Genomic DNA, 19,614 nt, shown 5'->3' with positions numbered 1-19,614 from the left:
GGGCGCTGTTCTGAATTTGGCTCAAGCCTATTTTTATTTTCCTTCCCTCCTCTGCAGCAGCCGCGACATTCCATAGCTCACCAGCGTACCCAATGCTGCCATAATCACGGTCTGCAACATATCCCCCAGTGTAATAGATGCCCAGACACTACATAAAGTGCCACCTAAGGTACCTGCTCTTATTTCGTTTAATTTCATGCCTTTTGATGTTATCAAGTTATCGTGTGACCATGTTATCGAGTTATCGAGTTATCGTGCTTGTCCCGATTTTTCATCGGGATTATCACACTCGTTCCTACGTTACTGATCACTCCATTACTCGTCACTCCCTTCCTGCTCATCCCTCTTCTCGCTCGTGATTGCCTCCAGCACCCCCAACCCTACAGCGACGTATTTAATAATATTCAATGCCTTGCCCGGCAATTTGATCGGAGACAGCAGCAACACCTGTACTGCTTGGCTTATTTTTTTGATGATTTTGTGCATTTTTTTGTTGTTATCCTGCCTGTCCCGATTTTTTATCGGGATTATCCGGTGATCTAGTTAACTAGATAACTCGTTCACTCGATAACTACTTTAACTCCCTCACTTTATAACCAAATAAACCTCTCCTCCCATATCCCAAAGTCCATACACCAGTGCTTTGAGCTCTCCTAGCGCCTTACGGCTTTCTGTGCCCGTGCCTTCTCCTGTCAGCTTGGTTACTGGAGCTATACAACCCAATAAATCTCGCTGCGCATTATTGGCAGCATGTATCAGGACAGCTTCGCGTCCCAGTACATTCGGGATACCGATCTGCTCGCCGTGCTTGGTATAGGTACGCTTTACCAGCTTATATCGTCCTGTTGGTATGCAACTTAGACGCGGTGTGTTATTGCGCCAAGGCAGCTCTATCGTGTGGCAGATTTTCTCTCCTTGATAGGTAATCGTTCCGTTTGTTCCTTGCTCTCCGTATATCCGTCGGAGATGCAGGGTATGTTGATTTTTCATTTTTTAATTTCAGGTTATGGAGGTTATAGAAGTTATAGGATTATATAACCGTATAACGACATAACCTCCCTCCCCATTAACTATTAACCATTAACCCATAATTTATGGCACATCCACCGCTGCAAAAGTCAGCGCATTATACAAGCCGTTGGCCAGCGGATAGTAGGCACCATTTACCTCCTGATAGTAGCTGATCCCTACCAATACAATGACCGCTTTGGCGGGGTCGGCTACCAGTGCTGCCGTAAGATCTACCTGTTCCAGTGCAATGGTAGTCACATCGATATAAGGCGACTCTTCAATCACTGCCGGAAGATCTTCCGAGTCGGCGCTAAACTCCAATACGGCCAATGTAAAACGAGCATGCGTCGCCCCTTCCAACTTAGCGATCTTATTTCGCGGCTCGAAGCTCCCCGTGCTCAGCGTCCCCTCGCCTGTAGCCCTATCGTAGGCATAGGTCAGCTTGCCGTAGTACACCATTGCTAGCGTCGCAGCAGCGTTGCATTCTACCCCTACCAGCATAGGTAGGTTCTCGGCCAACACCATGCGCTCGCCACGCAGATTGGCCGCATCCGCCTTGATGATCTTGGATAGTCTAGAGGACAGTCTATGCCAAATTTTCGAATCCACATTCTGATCGAAAAGCTCGCGCAGCTGCTCACGCATTTTCTTAGTCGCCATATTGGCCCTGCCGAATTCCATTCCATTCTCACGCGTACGTTGGAATCGTGGATCCGTAGCAATACGTTCGGCCGATACCCCGCCTTTCATACGCACCTGGTACGAACCATCTTTTGTTTTGAAGAAAGTCAGATCCCCGATCTGCCCTTTCATCTTTAGTAATCCTTCTAATCTTGCCATTTCATTTATCTGATGTTGACAGGTCAAATTTGGTAAGCTTTTTTTTAAAGCCTGTTTCATATGGAAGTTAATGCATCATTTGAGCACAAATAGCTCAAAATGCTCGAAATGAGTATAAATAGCACTTGCCCAGAAAAGTGATATTGGCTAATTTAGCGAAGCATCGATTTGGAAAACACCGCTCAGGAGAGAGCCCATAGTACGATCATAGAGCGTTATGTCTGCGTATGTCAAGTAGTCTCGAAGCGTTAACAGTGCGTTATGACAGTAGTCTAAGACATCGAATTATACATACAGCCGTATAGTCAGAGATCGGAATATGTAAAGCTTCGGAACAGGAGCTTTTGAGCAACAGATTTCAGATAGTTGAAGCGTAATCAAATTTATAAACCTAAAAAGAGAGCACTATGAAGCGACAAAGACTATGCATCTACCCGCAGGACATCAGCAATATCTTAGGCAAGAGCCTATCACAATCCAGGCGTATCCTAGCCTGCATACGCGACAGCTATGGCCGCAAGGAAAATCAGTATATCAGCATACGTGAATTTGCCGAATACACCGGTCTGGCTGAAGAAGACATCCGGCAGCAGCTAACCTAAAGCGTCTCTCGCTGCTACCTGTCTTGAATAGTTGGAGAGAGCTATTCAAGTAGGCTATTCTTTCGTTCGGTTCATCATCTCCTGTATTACGCTATCCCTATTTCTTTTCAAATACTGGCCCGAGATTTCTACCTCGGTATCAAGATGCTCTACCGAGATCTGCATATTTTGCTTTTCATCGATCTCGTAGTCTACTATACTGTGCAACATCACCGCATAATTGCGCGACAGCCGTTTCATCTTTGAGAATACTTTTTGTTGGAGCTGGTTTAGCGAAGACATATTCGGAAAATACACTTTCCCTTTTCGGCACACTACCCTTAGCACGAAGATCTGCCCCTCTTTTCGGCCTTCGGCATAGCTCACCTCATATTCCGACAGCAGGATTTTTCCCGTAGCAGTTTCAATTTCAAGATATTCCACGTTATCTTCTTCGATTGCTTTCGGGCTTCTAGCTAAAGTTTTCTTGATCAGCTTCTTCATCTTATGAGCCTCTTTTTCGAGCAATTGGTGCGCCGCTCTTAGTTTTCCATAATCCAGATCTTTTTGTATAATATGCTCCTTAAGTACTTTCTCTTCACCTTGCAAAACCTCATTTTGGGAGGATAGCGAAGCGATCAGCGTATCCTTTTCTAGGGCTTTGAAGCGCATTTCAGCCATTTCTGCACGTGCTAATCTCAGCTCGTCACGAACAGCGGTTTTGGAAGATACCTCTATCCGTATCCGCATCCAAAAATTCAATAGCACAAGCAGACATACGACGAATATCAAATCATATTGATAGCCATGATGATCTACAATACCCTCGCCATATAAGAGATCTATCATCCAGACAACAAAGTAAAAGACAACACCTATGCCCAGAAAGCCATGCACGGCTATCGCACCAAGCACATTTTGGTCCCATAGATTGCATACATGTATCGGATAGGCTACCAGTCCCACCATCAGGATCGCGAGCCCGGCAATAAGCACCGTATTGCGCATCACCCGCAAGACCTGCGGACGCATTATATAATCAAAGGAGATATCTTCGAAGGGGAATAAAGGTACCGCTATAGCTGTCAGCCCCACTACCACGGCAAACCAGCCCCAGTTCAAGAATCTAAAAAAGGATTTAAAAAAGTCGAGAATCATATCTGTTAATTACGGTTTACACTCCTGTAAGTTACAAAAAAAAACTATAAGATAATAGCTCATTGCTATTGCTTTTACCATTTAGCTATCCTGTTCGTTTGACAAACGAGGGGGTTCGTTTTACGAAAACAGGCCTTTGTTTCATTTTCCAGACAAAAACATGGATTCTAAGCAAATAGCCTGTATTATTGTGTCTACACCAAACAACACTAGATAATATGGAAAATCAAAAATTCCCCTTCAGCAGTCCCGGCGTTCAGGACTGGAAGAACCAACTTTATGCATCGTCTGATGAAGAGATCGAGCGCGAGCAAGAGCTGATCTATGAAGATACCCCCGGTTGGCTCGTCAGCAGGTTTGAACTGGACAAAATGCAATTGGCTTTCATGGACAGCCTCGGCGAAAATAGTCTGGAATGCATTGGCTTCGATATCAACGAAGCCATCAAGAACCGGGCTGATATCACTATGTCGCGTGGAGAGCCACAACCGGGCAGAGACAACAGCAAAGTAGCGAACTCTAATAAAAGCTACAATCCGAAGACAGCCAAGCGCTACGAGCCCAACAGCAGCATCCTTGCATTAGATATACGGTTTTACTATACAGACAATCCCCTATGATCATGGCCCAGAAAGTAGATCATGAAAAGATCCTATATGATTATCTACACGATATAGCTCCAGTGCCTCCGGAGCTATATCGTGATATCATAGATAATGTAGAGATCAAGAGCTGTAGCAAAAACCGTAATCTGACGGGACAGCTATTCGATATGCATATTGTACTTGAAGGCATGGTATTGAAGCGTCGAGAAGAAAAAGACATAGATAGCAGCGGAGACGTACTCGACTTTATCAATCCAGGGCAATGCATATTTCATATGGAGCGCATAGACAATTGCTATTTCGAGACAGACTCCAAGAGTACTGTTGTTCTCTTTGATCGTGACCTGCAGGAAAGACTACTCAACCAGTATCCTATATTCAATCGACACCTGCGGCATTTCTTTGTTAATGTCCTCAAATGTCGCTCCTTTCGCTCCAAGCTAATCAATCTACCTGGCATCGACAAAAAAGTACTTTTCAAAAAGGAATATCCAGAAGCCTACCGGGACTGCGCTGTAAAAGACAAAAGTTCCTTCTTAGGGATGACTCCCTCTCATTACAGCAAGCTTGACATCTAGCGCATCCATTACAACAGTCTAATAACTTTATTAGACTGTTTTCGATTATCCCCTAATTCATGCGAGATATATCCCATCGACATGTGTTATATCTCGCCTCATAACCTAAAGTACATCGTATCAAAATGTGAGATAGATCGGGTCAAACACCCTCGAATAGCCCCTAAATTTACCTTATCAATTTGTACAGATACGCGCTATGATACTCTCTCCCATAGCCCGTAACAGGACACAATAGATAGAGAGGTTAAATAACAAGGTAAAAAAAAGAAATGACAGCAGTAGTCCCATATCATCCATCGGGTATAGCAAAAGCAGGCAGATACCGAGCATTGCGGATAGACTCCGCAGCTATAGGCCATCCCTCCTGGGGGCAGACCTACCCTATGCTATATCTAGGTGGCGGAAATAGAAACTATTGCTACCGGCCGCTATTCAAACGGATACGGCGTAGATTTGCGGTATTCCCCGCAAGGCGGTATACGGGGAAAACAAAAGTGGTACGGCCGAACAAGGAGTCCCGACGCCAGGTACCACATGTCTGCTACGAACAGACTAAACCAAGGGGCCAATGTGACTGCAGCATATTGTGATCAGTTAAAACAAATTATGATAGTTAGGTAATTTAAAACATACAATTATGGCATGGTTTAATTTTACAGGTTCGGATCCAGCAAATCCGAATCACTATACATTAGCGACTTCAACTCCAAATTGTGGCAGTACAGAGGAAAAACTTTGTGCGATCAATGCTACAAACAACGGAAGCGACAAACCAATTTTGGATATTCCTATTTTATCCGAAATGGCTAGAGCTCTACAGAACGAGGTGAACGAACCTAATGTACAGTTGAAGGCGCGTTAATCCCCAGTGGATTACGTTCAAAAAGTTGATTCCTAGGGCAGATCAACTAAAATAAGCATTGCTAGACTTTAGAAAGGGCATGGAGGGTATCCATGCCCTTGTAGTTTGATAGTTAGCCCTTTTCTTCCGAAAGCTCCTCGATTACGAGTACTTCTACATCCGCCGTACCATATTCGGCTTTGATTCCGTAAGCAGCCAATTGTGCATTTAGCTCTTTCAGTGTTTTGTAAGGATGAATCTCCATCTTTGCATCCGATTTAACATTATCGACAACAGGTGGAAAAACCTCACTCAGATCCGTAAACCCCGCAAATACGGCAGATCCCATATAAGTCATAGCTTCCTGCTTCTTAGATGCATTATAAGCCTTGACAGCAGCGGGTTTAAGCTCAAGTACACGCATGCGCTTCGTCCCTTTGTAGACTCTGACACCCAAGAAGGCCTCAAAATCCTTTAATACTACCTGTGCCTGCAACGAGTCTGAGCGAGCTATACTATCGTAACGTTCGTAGCAGATTTTATACGTTATGTCCCAATAGGGGTCGTTGGCAAAGTTATAATAACGGATGGAGTCCCTCACCTTCCATACTACCCGATCCATACGAGGGATATACAGCGATTGTTGGAGTTTTGCTTTTGAAGCTAGCGCTTTCAATCCCGCAAACATAGACGCGTTATACAGCGAGCTTTTGATCAGACCGGATAAGCTATCCTGTTCAAATCTCCAGCCCTGATATGGGACGCCATCCTGATAACCTACAATCTTAATTCCAAGATTCTTTTTACTATCTGATAGTTCCCGCGAACCGAAGTCATCCTTCAGAGGTAATACGATACTTTCCTCTTTATACAGTCTTTCGATATTTGCAGCAGTGACAAAGTTGGTAGTTGTAATCACCTCTACTTTACCCCGATAAAGGAGTACAGCATGTGGTACTGAGCGATGCGGAAATAAACTTTTCAGGTAACTGTCCGCATAGATTACGGGAAGGTTGACTTTGTTTTCCTTAAGATACGTATTCGATGAAAACAACTTTTCTAAAGTAGCCCTATCCTGCCAACCGACCAAAAGAACCTCAAACTTATCCGGATACTGATCCCGCAACTTCTGGAGCTTAGGCATCGCCTCGATGCAACTACCACAGGAAGTATCAAAAAACTCCAATAATACGACTTTATTTTCCAGCGCCTTCCAATCTACTCTTGTCAATCCTCCTCGCATTAGCTGTACGGTAGATGGTGCTATAAATGTATCTCCCACGTATAGTCGTTTACTCAAATCTGGCACCCATTTGGCCTGAGCCTGTACAATTCCAGTTCCTAGAACCAGACCTATAATCATCAATAATAAACCTCTCATTTGCTATCTTTTATTTTGTGGTATACTGCCTACTCTAACCAGTGCCTCCGATAGGCGAAACGCATACCGTAGATCACCTGCTGGCAAATCGTACTGCTCTGCTCCCAGTTGACGGAAGACAGTCTTCTTAAACCGATCATCTAGATTCAGTCGCTTTAGATCAGTCCATCTACGTGCTCTAAAAACCAACTCTTTACGTCTTTCTTCCAAAACCAAACCTAACAGACGCTCTGGATCGGATTCCGAAATTACTGGATAGGTCACATCCTTGCTCCACCGCGACTTACGCAACGTATTAATTGCCGACAGCGCCTCCGAAATCTTTCCAGTACGACAAGCGGCCTCAGCCTTCACGAGGTAGATTTCACTGGTGGTGATTCCCATGAACAGTTCAAAATTATTCTCATTATAGCTTCCCTTAAAGTTGTAAGCGCCCATTTGATTGGGGTTTGGTCTGAAGAAAAGTCTTTTACGTAGGTCATCAGGAGCATACAAATTGTAGAGTTCTGGTTCTATGATGGCGTTCATACTTGACATAGGTCCGGCTGACACACTGGATATGGGGATGAGCACTTCAACATTAAATTGCTTGATGGGCAGATCGTCTGTTGCTTTCAGGAAATTAAAATCCATCAGCTCTGCTCGTAACTGTAGGCAGGAATCAGCGTACTGATAGGCATTGTTGAAATCACCCATATTCAGGTATGCCCGTGCCAATCCGGCGTAGGCAGACGCTTTGGATGGTCTACCTCGCACCGATTCCGCTATAGGAAGGTACTGCACGGCGCCTTTAAAATCTTTTAATATCTGCTCATAGGTCTGCTGCAGGGTAGCACGAGTGGATTTATCATCCATTCCGGGCGTTAAGCGCAGTGGAATACCTAATTCCGCAGTGGCTGTATTCGTCTGATAAGCGGGGCAATGTACCTCCGTCAGCACCTGAAAAGCAAAAGCCCGAAAGAAATGTGCCGCGCCTAAGTTTCTATTAAAACCGATGCGATCCTGCTGTGGATCGACTTTGCTTAATACATCCATTGTCTGATTGGCATAATACACCGCTTTATAGGGACGCTGCCATTGTGCCACATCCGTATAAGGTCTATCTGCCCAGTTATAGGCGTTGCGATAGTCTTCCATGCTCGACTCCCAAACTTCCTTGGTCACGTAGTAATCATCAATTCCTAGCTCTCCCCATATCGGATAGCCCATATTCATCGTCCCATAATCATTCAGCAAATGGGTCGCATCCTCTATGGACTGTGGCACCACCATCTTGATATCCTGCTTCTTGTCCAAGAACTCATTACAGGCCGAGAGACTCAGTAAACAAACAATTGTACCTATATATAGTAACTCTTTCATTTTCATTAATATTAAAAGTTAAAACTGACACCTAATGAAGTCGACAGGGGATCTGGAATACTCGCGCCATACTCATTGTCTATGCCTTTCTTATTGGCTTGCCATAGGGTGGCTATATGCTGCACATAGGCATATACCCTAAAATTCTTAAACCCGTATCGCGATAGCGTGGGGATAGCAAGGCTGCCCTGCGCGTCCCGTAGCTTAATCTGATCGCCCCGCTCGATCAAAGCTGACGAGCTACCGTATACCTGATTGGCTGCTGTATTTATTGGATAGGCAAATGCCGGTACATCCGTCCAAGCCTCATCGCCTGGCTTCTGCCAGCGTAAAGCATAATCGGGATGACCTATACCATCGTTAAAGATGTAGTCTGCACGAAATGTCTCCCGAATAAATTTATGCCCCAGTTGGTACGAGACATTCCAAGAGAGCTCCAGATTTTTATAGCGTACACTATTGCGCCACGAACCGAAGTATCGTGGCCGCTGTGTACCAAACTCTTTCAGTGAGGCTGTATTCCCATACAGTAAGGCATTATAATCTCTGGTCATCTCACCGTTCAAATAAGCTCGCGGCATACCATCGGCAGGGTCTAACCCTGCCCAATCGAAAGCCAATAAGCTATAGAGATCCCTTCCCTCGAAAGGGGTCATCAAGACCGATGATGCTCTGCTCACATTGGACATTGCAATATCATTTGCCATATAAGCTTTACCTACTTTAGTACGACCGTTAGAGAAAACTAGGTTCGAGTTCCATTCCCAAGTCTTACTGCGAACAGGTCTTACATTGATCGTGATATCCCAACCTTTGGTCACTAGATCTGCAGTATTCACCGTCAGGTGTGTAAAGCCTACAGATGGGTCTACCTCGGCCTGTGCTATGAGGTCCTTGGCTCGTTTCTGATAGTACTCTATCGATCCAGAAAACATCCCATCTCTTGTCCCGAAATCTAGACCGAAATTGAGATTTGCTACACGCTCCCAGCGCAGCTTGGGATTGGGCGGTCTATTGATAAACCCATACGGCTGTCCTGTTATATAATGCTGTTGACTTTCAATGGTCATTATAGGCAATGGCGAGGTATTATTATTCACGTTGCCATTGTAACCATAAGTAGTACGCAGCTTCAGGTAATTAAAATAACTATCCGCCATAAAGTCTTCTTTCGAGAGCAACCAAGCTATGCCCATAGACCAGAAAGGCTGTCCACGATCGTTTGCTTTTACACCAAAAAGATTGGAAGCATCCCTTCGTAAACTACCGCTCCATATATACCGCTGTCTGAACGTATAGGAGCCATTCATATAAAATGCTACAAATCGATTGGTAAGCGATTCCATACGATTACGATCTATTATCCTATTGACTCCACCTTTTCCATTGAAAGTTCTAAACTCCCTCCCGAACTGCACCTGTTGGAAAGTCCCCTTATCTGGCTCATAGCCATAATATTGAAAGGTCTTTAAATCCTTCTGAAGCTCACGGATATCAAATCCTCCGAGAAAACTAATTGTATGTTGATCACCAAACGAACGATCAAAAGATAGATTGAACCTACCTTGGTGGGCATAATGGCTCCAGTCCGAGCCTACCAGATTATCTCCAAGGGGATAATTCCATATGATATTATTATCATCCCACTGTGCAAAGGCATTGGCGTAATCTCTTGCTAATGCAGACTCCCCACTCCGCCAATTGCTGATGGGATTGTGATTCCGCTGATAAGCGTACAATGCATGTATTGCAAGTCCAAAATCAAACCTGTAGCTTGCATCGAGTTGCATCAACATCTCCCGGGTCTTTTGTACCTGATCTGTTAACAAGAGTTCATCCAGCGGAACATACGTAAATGGCCGTAATCTCCCCCCTGCAACAGTGTCCCTGTAAACTGGGCTGAGCCCTGAGATATCTACGGGCAGATGATTTCCGTTTGCGTCGGCCAATTGCATATACGGAGGGTTTGACAAACCTTTGGCGAGTCCATTGTAATGGACGTAATCCCAACTCTCCTTTTTCTTGGACTCGGTGTAGGTGGTGGTAAGATCCAGGTTTAGGTTTTTGACGGGACGCGCCTGTACTGTACCTTTCACATTGACACGTTGGTAATCTTCGGTAATGAGTGTAGCCAAATTTTTATCATACCCTAGTCCCAGTGAAAAATTAACATTCTCACCTCCTTGCGATAATCGAAGACTATGCTGTTGTTTAATTTGCGGGCGATAGATATATTTCATAAAGTCATCACGCTGATCAATCTGTCGTAAGCGGTCGAGCTCTGCCTCCAGTTCTTCTTCAGTTATTTTCTTGTCCGTAGCTTCTTTGAGCAGCCAGACCAATGGCTCCACATTCCTATTCCATTGGTTCAGTCGTGACCTGTACTTGCCCTTATCATAAAATAATCGTGTGATATCAATATAATCCGAAGTAGACAATACTTTGTATTTATAGAGATCGGGCTTTTGAATGACCGTCAAGTTACTATTGAAACTAAGCTGTGCCTTCTGATCAAACTTCCCCCTTTTGGTGGTGATCACAATGACGCCATTACCGGCCTGTGCCCCCCATATAGATGCAGCTGCAGCGTCTTTGAGAACCGTGATATTCTCCACGTCATTAGGATTAATGTTATTAAAGGCCGCCAAACCAAAGTCTGCTATTCTATTTTCATAAGGCACACCATCTATTACTACCAGAGGCCATAGATTAGATCCTATGGTACTTACACCTCTTACATTCATATTCAGCACATTCCCTCTGTTATCTGCGTTAGTCTTATTAAAAGACAAGCCCGGCACGACATCTTCCAGTCTACTGATGATATCCGTAGACACCTTTCTGTTAAATAATGCGGAGTCTATAAACTCAAAGCTCCCCGTAGCTCTTTCTTTAGGTATCTTCTGGTATCCGGTAGATACGACTTCGACTTCTTCGATCTGTTTTTCACCGGTATGTAGGGCGATATTCAATAATGTCGCCGTATTCTCATAGGCAACCCGTTGCTCCTTGTATCCGATATGTTTTATAGTTAATACCCCTGTAGGCTTATCTACGCCTATCGTAAACCTTCCCTCCTTGTCTGTTCGGGTCTGCTTCTTATCCGCAACAACCGAAGCCCCTTCGATAGGCTTTCCATCTTGAAGAGATGATACCACACCTCTGACTACCGTCTGAGTTAGGCCTTTGGTCCCGAGTTCACCTCGGGATCCTTGGGCCACCGCTTGTTTAAACACAAGCGAACTAAACAACACACAGAAAATCATCAACAGCACGTCACTGCGATACCGCCCAAGCGGGAGAAGCAGTCTATATCTTTTACTTTGCATTATCGAGCAGACATAGCCCTGCCCTTGGGACAGTCCTCTCCCGCTCCTAAAAAAATCTCTCATTTTTCGGTTCATTATGCAATGGCAAGACACCATTACAGATTCAAAAATCTAGTGTGATTTCTGAATGGATTTAATTGGTTTTTCTTGGCTTATAATCGGTTTTATACCATCCATTCTAGAAATAAATAAAAACACCGACCTCCAAATTATCGCAACGCGATAAAATAAAACACACAACATTTGCTTGTATTTAAAATCTATACTATCTTTAAGGTGCGAATTTAAATAGATAGTAACCGATTTCTAACCTGTGCAAGCAATTCTGTTTTCATATACAGAGGTCGGTTTACAGAAAAGGGCTTTGACGTTTTTAAAACGTCATTACTCTCCCCTATGGTCATCCCGAAATCGGGACAAGTAATCGACCGTAGCGGAGATCCCCGAAGGGCTCAACGGAGTTAAATCTAAAGATATAGGTATAAAAATATTAATCTTTAATCCCCTTTTCTATTTATAGAGTTGAAATTACTCTGGCGAGGCCGGTACGTTCTTTATGTGTAAAAATTGGGAATACCATGACGACCGATGGGATATCGGTGCTGGATGGCTTTTGTTGGTGTTAAAATTCGTTCTCATAATTTATAAAGTTTATGTGAACGAGTCTATAAATATTAATGGGGCACCCCCTATCTTCACTTTTATCGAGGCACGGCAAAGAGCCTTTGACGAAGTTCCGATAGGATAGCGACCCCATATTATTGCAAAGATACAAAATTATGAGGTAGCAACTATCCTATGGCCTTGCGTCGTTGAAAATTTGCCGTTTTCGATAACAAGACTCGTTTTAATCAAGTTGCAAACCAATATGTCATTAGTTCAAAACAAAGATACAAATAAAAAACAAAACATGCAATATATAGCATGATTTACATTATGGAAAAACTTGTTTCAAAAAAGAAAATTACAGAACTAGAGTTTCGAATCATTGAAAAGGTGAAAGAAGTTAGAACGAAAAAAGGTGTTTCGAGGATGCAATTAAGTGACGATATTGGAGTCGATAAGGGCTTTGTCGGTAAGGTAGAAAGCTATGCTCATCCTGATAAATACAATTTCAGTCATCTTTTTAGAATTGCTAAAATTCTAAAAATAAAATCTATCCGAGATCTTGTCCCAAATGATATGCCTAAGTACGAAGATATTGAAATTGTCTACGAAATGGTTCCTAAAATCAATAAAGATGGTTCTCAATCAAAACAGCTTGAAAGCAGTGTACTAGAAATCAGACCTAGAACTGACACATAATTACCGCTAGTGCAAACTTTAGCTTTATAAGTTTGAAGATATCAAAGACATTAATCTTTATACCGAACTTAAAGCCTATCTGCAAGAAAAAGAATTCGAGGTAGTGAAATAAAAAACAAGGTCAATTTTTAATTGATGAGGGCTATGAAAGAATTTGTTCAAGAAATAAAGCTTCTACTGGATAAGGCAAGAGAAAAAGTCTATGCCACGACTTCCTACACAATGATAGAATGCTATTGGGAGATAGGGAAACGTATCGTAGAAAAAGAACAGCGGGGACAGGATCGAGCTATTTATGGTACGGAAATATTGCAGAATCTATCAAATGCTCTAGGAAGTGGATTCAGTACCCGGACATTGAGAGATATCCGTAAATGTTATCTGACTTTTCCTATTTGGGAAGATTTGGCACACGCGTGTGCCAAATTGGAATGGTCTCATATTCGGACTATTACAAGGGTCACTGATACTAATGCACGAAAGTATTATCTGAAAGAAGCCGCTGAACAAAACTGGGGTGTACGGCAATTGGAACGTAATATAAATACGCTCTACTACCAACGTTTATTATCTTCACCAAATAAACAGCCTGTCGTTGATGAAATGGTTGAAAACACAAAGGACATAAAGCCGGATAACCGAGACTTTATACGTAATCCCACAGTACTGGAGTTCCTAAACATTCCTAGTAATCGTGCCTATACGGAGAGACAACTTGAACAATCACTAATAGATAATCTCCAGCAGTTTCTATTAGAACTAGGTAAGGGGTTTGCTTTTATAGCACGTCAAAAACACATCCGTACCGAGACATCAGACTTTTTTATCGATCTAGTGTTCTACAATTATATATTGAAGTGTTTTGTGATCGTTGAGTTAAAAACAGAGAAAATCACACATCAGGATATCGGACAGTTGGATATGTATGTCCGTATGTTTGACGATCTGGAGAGAAAAGAAGACGACAATCCGACCATAGGTCTCCTGCTCTGCACGGAAACAGATCGTACTATTGCTAAATATTCTGTATTGAACGAGAATAAGCAACTATTTGCAAGCAAATATCTAGCCTATCTCCCATCAGAGGAAGAACTAGCGGCCGAAATAGAACGGGAGAAAAATGTACTACGAGAACAGGGTGTAGTTTATGGATGGGAAGAATAATTAGAAAATAGACAACAAAAAAAGGCCGCTCCAAAGTAAATACAGAACGGCTTTCCATATTCTAAACCTCGCAGTTTGATACTTGTCTAAAAACTCCGCAATCCGCTTATGGTCGGAAGGTCTAGGAGCATCTGCAGATATTATATTAAATAAACTATTTTACACAATAAAATATGGTTGTCAAAGTGGGAATTAAATCATTTATCAAAATCTTCAGTTCCATGAACTGTCCAACAATTAGTATTCTTTCAATTATCGTTTTCTGCTTTTGCACATCGCTTTCAATTGCTCAAGAAAAACAAAAAGTCAATTATAAACACCTAACCTATCTACCTAAAGGTTACGACAAGGATACCTCCAAATATCCCCTCGTGATCTATCTACACGGCGGCTCACAGAAAGGAAATGATCTGGAAAAACTAAAGGTATATGGTCTCCCCTATTTAGTGGATCAAGGTAGAGAATTCGACTTTATCATGGTGGCTCCGCAATGCCCTGATGGAAAATATTGGTCTACAGAAAATTGGTTTGATCCGCTGTACAATGAAGTAATATCAAAATACCGTGTCGATAAAAGCCGGGTATATGTGACTGGAATAAGTATGGGGGGCTACGGAACATATATTGCCGCACTGGACCATCCCGAGAAGATTGCTGCTATCGTGCCATTATGTGGTGGGGTAAATGACAGTGACACCTCTCGAATTTGTGCCCTCAAAGATATTCCTATCCTGACATATCACGGAACTGCTGATAAAGATATATCTATACAGGAAACGGAAAGAATAGCTAAGGCACTAAAAAGATGCAGTGGGAATATTATATTTAATCGACTCAAGGATGAAGGCCATGGTATACAATACCTCTACGAGACTAATCCTGAGATCTATCAGTGGCTGCTGAAGCAGAGTAAACCGAATACTTATACTCCATAACAAAAAGTATATTTTTTTAACCCCTCTATGGAAGGCACTGAACAAAAATAGAGCTAGGAAAAAAAACAGGCATAAAAACTTGCCAACTAGTATGACGTAGTGGTATTCTTGATATCTTGAGGTTGAAAGTCTAATTGTGTCCCCACTAGTGACGCAATTATATCGTACCCGTTATTGATTCTATTCCGCTATCTTAGACTGCAGCAATTCGTTAGGATTTACCACAGGTAGAATCACCCCATTCAAATTAGTTTCCGCCAATCGGCTATACAAAATTCCTCTCAGGGTAGAATAAGATAACCAAATAAATGCACTACGGAGGTATTCAACAGCTGGCGCCACAATACTTGTGGTGCCCTAGCAAATGCTTCTTCTATCAATTAGCATCCCAAAACTCGAGAGCTTTTTGTGTAAGCATAATTTAAAGTATTGGAATAGTATATTATGCTTCAGAAATATTATCAGAAAACAACTCATGTAATTTCTGTTGCAATAATCTTTTATCAGGTAATTGCATTTGATATTCGGCAACCATTGTCGGAGAAAGACTTCTGCTCAACGCATATTCTACTACTTCACTGTCTTTATCTTTACACAACAAAATCCCAATACTTGGATTTTCGTTCGCTTTTTTCACATCGCGATCTAAGGCTTCCAAGTAGAAGTTTAATTGCCCTAAGTGTTCGGGTTTAAATTTATCGGCTTTCAATTCAAAGGCTACCAAACATTGTAAACCTCGATGATAAAACAACAAATCTACATAGAAATCGCTATTGCCAACCTGTATTTTGTATTCTTTGCCAATGAACAAGAAGTCTTTACCTAACTCTAAAATGAAATTTTTCATTTGATGGATTAAGCCTTTTTGTAAATCGCTTTCGCTATGTGGTTCGGGAAGGTTTAGAAAATCGAAAACATAGCTATCTTTAAATGCATTAGTTATATCCGAATTAAATTCTCTCAACGCTGTTGAGAGTTTTGTTTAACAGGCAATACCATACGATAATCTGGTAGCTTCAACAGCTCCTCTATCCGAGACCGTTGCAGATCGATGCCCACCAGTAGATCGATCGACACCTGAAAATACCACGATATACGCTGCAGCAGCTCTATCGGTGGCTCGGAAGCCCCTTCTTCGTACTTGGCATACCTCGACCGGGTGATGATGAGATCATCAGCGACCCGCTGCTGGGAAAGGCCCCGACGCCCCCGCAGAAAACGCATATTATCAGCTAGTAATGACATAATCCTCCTATATTGCTACAAATATTAGCAACAAATATACAATTCTAAAGCATAGTTTATACTAATTTTGTTAGCAAAATTAAATAACTAGTGATGGAGAGGCATATCGTACATTGTGACCTGGATACTTTCTTTGTATCGGTAGAGCGGTTGATAAATTCGGATCTCACGGGCAAGCCTGTGCTGATCGGTGGCAATGGGGATCGTGGCGTGGTGGCTTCCTGCTCGTACGAGGCCCGCAAATATGGGGTGCACTCGGCGATGCCGATGAAGCTGGCACTACGGATGTGCCCCGAAGCGGTGGTGGTGCGGGGTGACCATGACCTGTATTCGAAGTATTCGGGCACGGTGACCGAGATTATCGAGGAGATAACGCCTATCGTAGAGAAGGCTTCGATCGATGAGCACTACCTCGATATCACGGGAATGGACAAGTTCTTTGGCTGCTGGAAATGGACGCAGGAGCTGCGCGGAAAGATTATCAAGGAGACGGGGCTACCGATTTCTTTCGGCCTATCGGTCAATAAAACGGTCTCCAAAATAGCTACGGGAGAGGCAAAACCCTGCGGCGAGAAACAGGTGGTAGGCGGTATGGAAAAGATGTTCCTAGCACCGCTCTCGATCCGTAAGATCCCGATGGTGGGCGAAAAGTCGTACCTCACGCTACGCAATATGGGGATATCGCAGATCGAAACCCTACAGCAGATGGAGGTATTTACGATGCGCAGGGTGCTGGGTGAAAACGGGGTCTCAATATGGAACAAGGCCAACGGGGTGGATCACAGTGCGGTAGTGCCATTCCGCGAGCAGAAGAGTATGAGCAAGGAGAATACGTTTCTGGCGGATACGATAAATATGGATATCTTGCGCAAGACGCTGGTTGCGATGGTGGATGAACTGGCCTATGACCTGAGGCATCAGCAGAAACTAACGGGCTGTATAACACTGAAGATCCGCTATTCGAACTTTGATACGCATACGCAGCAGCTCGCTATTCCCTACACGAATTCGGACCGGGTGATAACGGAGAAGATTTTAGAACTATTCAAAAAGCTGTATACGCGCCGGATGCTGATACGCCTGATCGGTGTGAAATTCAGCAAACTGATACATGGCTCGTATCAGGTGGATCTATTCAATGATACGTTGGAGGAAATACGTCTGATGCAGGCTATCGACAAGATCAGGAACCGCTATGGCGTGGAGCTGATCAAGAAGGGGATCTGTCTGTTGGATAAAAAAGGAGGTGCGAATGATGCTCAACCTGCATAGTTATTTTAGCCTGCGCTATGGCACGCTGCGTCTGGAGGATCTGGTGGAGGGTCTGTTGGCTACGGGACATGATACGGCGGTACTGACGGACATCAACAATTCGTCGGGTTCGTTGGATTTGCTGCGTCTGGGGATGAAAGCGGGGTTGAATATTCTCGCCGGCATGGAGTTCAGGAATAAGGACGAGCTGCTGTACATAGGTATCGCACGTAATAATGAGGGATTCAGGCAGCTGAATGAGCTGATGACGACGCACAACAGGGAGGCTTCGCGGTTGCCGGACTCGCCTCCTTTTCTGGATCAGGTGTACATGATCTACCCCTACGGCAGCAGGTCGATAAAGGATCTACGGGAGAATGAGTATATCGGTATTAAGCCAAACGAGCGTAATCTGATCCGCCTGGAAACTGCTGCAAACTGGGAACGCTATGTGATCCTGACACCGGTCTCTTTCATCCCGGAGGATTATAAACTGCACTGCCAGCTGCGGGCGATAGACCATAATATTCTCTTCTCGCAATTGGACAAACGGATGGTGGCGGATAAGGATGAGGTGCTGATACCGAAGGTGCAGCTCCTGGAAATGTACCGGGACTTCCCAATCCTGATACGTAATACGAACCGCCTGCTTGGCTCCTGCTCTTTTGATCTGGATTTTAAGAAAATGAAGAATAAGGAGTCCTTTACGGGCAATCCTGTCAATGATAAGCAGCTGTTGCATAAATATACGATGGAGGGACTCGTGCGCAGGTATGGCACGATGGACAAGGTCGCGCAGGAGCGTATCAAGAGGGAACTGGAGATTATCGAGAATCTGCGCTTCTCGAGTTATTTCCTGATCACGGATGATATATGCCGCTATGCACGCAGCCGGGACTTCCACTACGTGGGGCGTGGCTCGGGAGCCAACTCGGCGGTAGCGTACTGCCTGGGAATTACGGATGTGGATCCGATCGAACTGAAACTGCCCTTTGAGCGTTTTCTGAACCCGAAAAGGCAGTCGCCGCCGGACTTTGATATCGACTTTAGCTGGAATGAGCGTGACGATATCTATGATTATATTTTCAACCGCTACCAGACGGGGCATACTGCCCTGATGGGTGCGATGAGTACGTTCCGCTCGCGGAGTATACTGCGTGAACTGGGTAAGGTGTACGGCCTGCCCAAAGCGGAGATAGACCGACTGGTGCATGAACCTGAAAATATGCTGAATAAGAATGAGGTGACCAACACGATCCTCTCGGTGTATAACAGGATGGCGGATTTTCCGAACCAGCGGACGATACACGCCAGTGGGGTGCTGATCTCTGAACAGCCCCTCACCTACTATTCGGCACTGGACTATCCGCCCAAAGGGCTGCCTACCATGCAGTTTGACATGTATGTATCGGAGGATATCGGCTTTGAGAAGTTTGATATCCTATCGCAGCGGGGTATCGGCCATATCAAGGACTGTCGGGAGATCGTAAAACAGAACAGGGGTATCAGCATCGATACGGGCAACCCGAAACGCTTTTTTGAGGATCCGAAGATTGCGGATCAGCTCCGGTCGGCCAATACGATCGGTTGCTTTTATGTGGAGTCGCCGGCGATGCGGCAGCTGATCACCAAACTCCGCTGTGATGATTACCTGACACTGGTCGCTGCTTCGTCGATTATCCGCCCGGGGGTGGCTTCGTCGGGGATGATGGCGGAATTTATCCGTCGCCACCATAATCCCGAAGCTGTGGTGTACCCGCATCCTGTATTCAAGGAGCAGCTGGAAGAGACCTACGGTGTGATGGTGTACCAGGAGGATGTGATGAAGATCGGCCATGCCTACGGGGGGCTGGATATGTCGGATGCAGATGTGCTGCGCAGGATGATGTCGGGCAAGTACCGCAGCAAGGAGCATCTGCTGGAAATCGAAAGTAAATTTTTCGAACATTGCCGCAAGCAGGGCTACCCCGAAAGTGCGAGCAGGGAGATATGGCGGCAGATGGAGAGCTTTGCAGGGTACTCTTT

Annotated in this window: 19 protein-coding genes; 10 read left to right on the top strand and 9 right to left on the bottom strand. The window is 44.1% G+C overall.

All coding sequences use genetic code 11. From position 1 onward, the window contains the following. Positions 1–315: 315 nt before the first annotated feature. From G7B20_RS14180 to G7B20_RS14170, 3 genes are all read right to left on the bottom strand, one after another. The gene (locus G7B20_RS14180) at positions 316–486 is read right to left on the bottom strand and encodes a hypothetical protein (protein ID WP_164112078.1); all 171 of its coding nucleotides are present in this window, start codon (positions 484–486) and stop codon (positions 316–318) included. Between the two features lie 99 nt (positions 487–585). Beyond that, the gene (locus tag G7B20_RS14175) at positions 586–990 is read right to left on the bottom strand and encodes a DUF5675 family protein (RefSeq protein ID WP_164112077.1); all 405 of its coding nucleotides are present in this window, start codon (positions 988–990) and stop codon (positions 586–588) included. A gap of 102 nt (positions 991–1,092) precedes the next feature. Then, positions 1,093–1,851 carry a hypothetical protein gene (locus G7B20_RS14170; protein WP_164112076.1) on the bottom strand — a complete coding sequence of 253 codons (759 nt, stop codon included), beginning with the start codon at positions 1,849–1,851 and terminating at the stop codon, positions 1,093–1,095. A 407-nt stretch (positions 1,852–2,258) separates the two neighbouring features. Between G7B20_RS14170 and G7B20_RS14165 the strand changes: the two genes are divergently transcribed. Further along, on the top strand, positions 2,259–2,453 hold the full coding sequence (locus tag G7B20_RS14165; protein ID WP_164112075.1) for a hypothetical protein: 195 nt from the start codon (positions 2,259–2,261) through the stop codon (positions 2,451–2,453). A gap of 54 nt (positions 2,454–2,507) precedes the next feature. Here G7B20_RS14165 and G7B20_RS14160 read toward each other — a convergent pair whose 3' ends face one another. Further along, complete coding sequence (locus tag G7B20_RS14160; protein ID WP_164112074.1) at positions 2,508–3,554, bottom strand: LytTR family transcriptional regulator DNA-binding domain-containing protein; 1,047 nt, start codon at positions 3,552–3,554, stop codon at positions 2,508–2,510. 224 nt (positions 3,555–3,778) lie between these two features. On the opposite strand from G7B20_RS14160, the gene G7B20_RS14155 reads away from it, so the two are divergent. The 4 genes from G7B20_RS14155 (at position 3,779) to G7B20_RS14140 (ending at position 5,638) form a co-directional block, all read left to right on the top strand. Continuing rightward, positions 3,779–4,210: a hypothetical protein gene (locus G7B20_RS14155; RefSeq protein ID WP_164112073.1), complete on the top strand. Its 432-nt coding sequence runs from the start codon at positions 3,779–3,781 to the stop codon at positions 4,208–4,210. A 2-nt stretch (positions 4,211–4,212) separates the two neighbouring features. Continuing rightward, positions 4,213–4,773 carry a hypothetical protein gene (locus tag G7B20_RS14150; protein ID WP_164112072.1) on the top strand — a complete coding sequence of 187 codons (561 nt, stop codon included), beginning with the start codon at positions 4,213–4,215 and terminating at the stop codon, positions 4,771–4,773. A 272-nt stretch (positions 4,774–5,045) separates the two neighbouring features. Continuing rightward, complete coding sequence (locus G7B20_RS14145) at positions 5,046–5,366, top strand: hypothetical protein (protein WP_164112071.1); 321 nt, start codon at positions 5,046–5,048, stop codon at positions 5,364–5,366. Positions 5,367–5,413: 47 nt separating this feature from the next. Further along, on the top strand, positions 5,414–5,638 hold the full coding sequence (locus G7B20_RS14140; RefSeq protein WP_164112070.1) for a hypothetical protein: 225 nt from the start codon (positions 5,414–5,416) through the stop codon (positions 5,636–5,638). Positions 5,639–5,750: 112 nt separating this feature from the next. On the opposite strand, the gene G7B20_RS14135 is transcribed toward G7B20_RS14140, so the two are convergent. Genes G7B20_RS14135 through G7B20_RS14125 form a run of 3 tightly spaced genes read right to left on the bottom strand, consistent with a single transcriptional unit; the run spans position 5,751 to position 11,752 of the window. Continuing rightward, positions 5,751–6,998, bottom strand: a complete 1,248-nt coding sequence (locus G7B20_RS14135; protein ID WP_164112069.1) for a TlpA family protein disulfide reductase — start codon at positions 6,996–6,998, stop codon at positions 5,751–5,753. A 3-nt stretch (positions 6,999–7,001) separates the two neighbouring features. Then, positions 7,002–8,360 (bottom strand): RagB/SusD family nutrient uptake outer membrane protein, encoded by a 1,359-nt coding sequence (locus G7B20_RS14130; protein WP_164112068.1) that lies wholly within the window; start codon positions 8,358–8,360, stop codon positions 7,002–7,004. An 11-nt stretch (positions 8,361–8,371) separates the two neighbouring features. After that, on the bottom strand, positions 8,372–11,752 hold the full coding sequence (locus tag G7B20_RS14125) for a SusC/RagA family TonB-linked outer membrane protein (protein ID WP_164112067.1): 3,381 nt from the start codon (positions 11,750–11,752) through the stop codon (positions 8,372–8,374). Between the two features lie 873 nt (positions 11,753–12,625). Here G7B20_RS14125 and G7B20_RS14120 point away from each other — a divergent pair. From G7B20_RS14120 to G7B20_RS14110, 3 genes are all read left to right on the top strand, one after another. Then, positions 12,626–12,994: a helix-turn-helix domain-containing protein gene (locus tag G7B20_RS14120; RefSeq protein WP_164112066.1), complete on the top strand. Its 369-nt coding sequence runs from the start codon at positions 12,626–12,628 to the stop codon at positions 12,992–12,994. 144 nt (positions 12,995–13,138) lie between these two features. Next, positions 13,139–14,158, top strand: coding sequence for a YhcG family protein (locus G7B20_RS14115; RefSeq protein WP_164112065.1), 1,020 nt, complete (start codon positions 13,139–13,141; stop codon positions 14,156–14,158). Between the two features lie 221 nt (positions 14,159–14,379). Further along, on the top strand, positions 14,380–15,093 hold the full coding sequence (locus G7B20_RS14110; protein WP_164112064.1) for a prolyl oligopeptidase family serine peptidase: 714 nt from the start codon (positions 14,380–14,382) through the stop codon (positions 15,091–15,093). A 442-nt stretch (positions 15,094–15,535) separates the two neighbouring features. On the opposite strand, the gene G7B20_RS14105 is transcribed toward G7B20_RS14110, so the two are convergent. Together G7B20_RS14105 and G7B20_RS14100 are read right to left on the bottom strand one after the other, a co-directional pair. Continuing rightward, positions 15,536–16,057 (bottom strand): DUF1016 domain-containing protein, encoded by a 522-nt coding sequence (locus G7B20_RS14105; RefSeq protein WP_164112063.1) that lies wholly within the window; start codon positions 16,055–16,057, stop codon positions 15,536–15,538. Next, positions 16,054–16,338: a helix-turn-helix domain-containing protein gene (locus G7B20_RS14100; protein WP_164112062.1), complete on the bottom strand. Its 285-nt coding sequence runs from the start codon at positions 16,336–16,338 to the stop codon at positions 16,054–16,056. The genes G7B20_RS14105 and G7B20_RS14100 overlap by 4 nt, the downstream gene beginning before the upstream one ends. A gap of 93 nt (positions 16,339–16,431) precedes the next feature. Here G7B20_RS14100 and dinB point away from each other — a divergent pair, with 93 nt between their 5' ends. Then, the gene (gene dinB / locus G7B20_RS14095; RefSeq protein ID WP_164112061.1) at positions 16,432–17,610 is read left to right on the top strand and encodes a DNA polymerase IV; all 1,179 of its coding nucleotides are present in this window, start codon (positions 16,432–16,434) and stop codon (positions 17,608–17,610) included. Beyond that, a partial coding sequence (locus G7B20_RS14090; RefSeq protein WP_164112060.1) for a PHP domain-containing protein occupies positions 17,591–19,614 on the top strand: 2,024 nt, incomplete at its 3' end. The genes dinB and G7B20_RS14090, both read left to right, overlap by 20 nt.

It is taken from the genome of Sphingobacterium sp. xlx-96 (genome assembly GCF_011007365.1).
GTDB classification, from domain to species: Bacteria; Bacteroidota; Bacteroidia; order Sphingobacteriales; family Sphingobacteriaceae; genus Sphingobacterium; species Sphingobacterium luzhongxinii.
This window is presented reverse-complemented; position numbering and strand designations above follow the sequence as displayed.

Excerpts from the sequence above, each read along its gene's own strand:
- G7B20_RS14180 (WP_164112078.1), bottom strand. The coding sequence starts at position 486 with ATGCACAAAATCATCAAAAAAATAAGCCAAGCAGTACAGGTGTTGCTG.
- G7B20_RS14175 (WP_164112077.1), bottom strand. The coding sequence starts at position 990 with ATGAAAAATCAACATACCCTGCATCTCCGACGGATATACGGAGAGCAA.
- G7B20_RS14170 (WP_164112076.1), bottom strand. The coding sequence starts at position 1,851 with ATGGCAAGATTAGAAGGATTACTAAAGATGAAAGGGCAGATCGGGGAT.
- G7B20_RS14165 (WP_164112075.1), top strand. The coding sequence starts at position 2,259 with ATGAAGCGACAAAGACTATGCATCTACCCGCAGGACATCAGCAATATC.
- G7B20_RS14150 (WP_164112072.1), top strand. The coding sequence starts at position 4,213 with ATGGCCCAGAAAGTAGATCATGAAAAGATCCTATATGATTATCTACAC.
- G7B20_RS14145 (WP_164112071.1), top strand. The coding sequence starts at position 5,046 with ATGACAGCAGTAGTCCCATATCATCCATCGGGTATAGCAAAAGCAGGC.
- G7B20_RS14140 (WP_164112070.1), top strand. The coding sequence starts at position 5,414 with ATGGCATGGTTTAATTTTACAGGTTCGGATCCAGCAAATCCGAATCAC.
- G7B20_RS14135 (WP_164112069.1), bottom strand. The coding sequence starts at position 6,998 with ATGAGAGGTTTATTATTGATGATTATAGGTCTGGTTCTAGGAACTGGA.
- G7B20_RS14130 (WP_164112068.1), bottom strand. The coding sequence starts at position 8,360 with ATGAAAGAGTTACTATATATAGGTACAATTGTTTGTTTACTGAGTCTC.
- G7B20_RS14125 (WP_164112067.1), bottom strand. The coding sequence starts at position 11,752 with ATGAGAGATTTTTTTAGGAGCGGGAGAGGACTGTCCCAAGGGCAGGGC.
- G7B20_RS14120 (WP_164112066.1), top strand. The coding sequence starts at position 12,626 with ATGGAAAAACTTGTTTCAAAAAAGAAAATTACAGAACTAGAGTTTCGA.
- G7B20_RS14115 (WP_164112065.1), top strand. The coding sequence starts at position 13,139 with ATGAAAGAATTTGTTCAAGAAATAAAGCTTCTACTGGATAAGGCAAGA.
- G7B20_RS14110 (WP_164112064.1), top strand. The coding sequence starts at position 14,380 with ATGAACTGTCCAACAATTAGTATTCTTTCAATTATCGTTTTCTGCTTT.
- G7B20_RS14100 (WP_164112062.1), bottom strand. The coding sequence starts at position 16,338 with ATGTCATTACTAGCTGATAATATGCGTTTTCTGCGGGGGCGTCGGGGC.
- dinB (WP_164112061.1), top strand. The coding sequence starts at position 16,432 with ATGGAGAGGCATATCGTACATTGTGACCTGGATACTTTCTTTGTATCG.